The organism is Streptococcus mitis, assembly GCF_001579035.1.
In the GTDB taxonomy this organism is placed as follows: domain Bacteria; phylum Bacillota; class Bacilli; order Lactobacillales; family Streptococcaceae; genus Streptococcus; species Streptococcus mitis_J.
In genome coordinates, this window is sequence record NZ_KQ970311.1 from 1 (window position 1) to 653 (window position 653).

A 653-nucleotide genomic window follows, 5' to 3' on the forward strand; every position below is an offset into this window, starting at 1 on the left:
CATAATTCTTACTACTAATTATAACATTTTTTATATCAGTTCACTAACATTACAAAAAAGAAATCCTGAAAAGTTGAAACTTTTCAGGATTTACTTAGATATATTTTTCAACAAAATGAATCAAACAGATACATTATGCCTCGTCTTCATTTTCATCGTGACGGCGTTTAGCTAGTAAACCTATTCCAGTTACACCAGCCAAAGCAGCAAGAACGATAGATGATACTGAAGCTTCTGTACCAGTATTCGGTAATTTATTACTTGAATTTCCTGTTACTTCTGATGTTGATTCAGAATGCAATCTATCTGCTGATATTGATTCAGAGACTGATATACTTGCTAATGCTGATATTGATTCAGAGGCGGATGTACTTTCACTTGCTGAGTCACTTAAGGACGTGCTCTTAGAAGCTGAATCGCTTAAGGACGTACTCTTAGATGCTGAATCACTTAAGGATGTGCTCTTAGATGCTGAATCACTTAATGATGTACTCTTAGATGCTGACTCAGATTCTGATGTACTTTTACTTTCAGAATCAGATTTACTTAATGATGGTATTTTCACTAAATTAATTTTGTATTTACTCTCAGATTCTGATGTTACTTTCACTTAAGGACGTGCTCTTAGATACGGAATCACTTAAGGACGTGCT

General features: G+C 34.3%; 1 protein-coding gene. It reads right to left on the reverse strand.

Annotated features, from left to right (window positions below; all coding sequences use genetic code 11):
* Positions 1-133: 133 nt before the first annotated feature.
* Entirely contained in the window at positions 134-610 is a 477-nt protein-coding gene (locus tag SMIDD26_RS12050; protein ID WP_134990312.1) for an LPXTG cell wall anchor domain-containing protein, read from the reverse strand.
* Between the last annotated feature and the right edge of the window lie 43 nt (positions 611-653).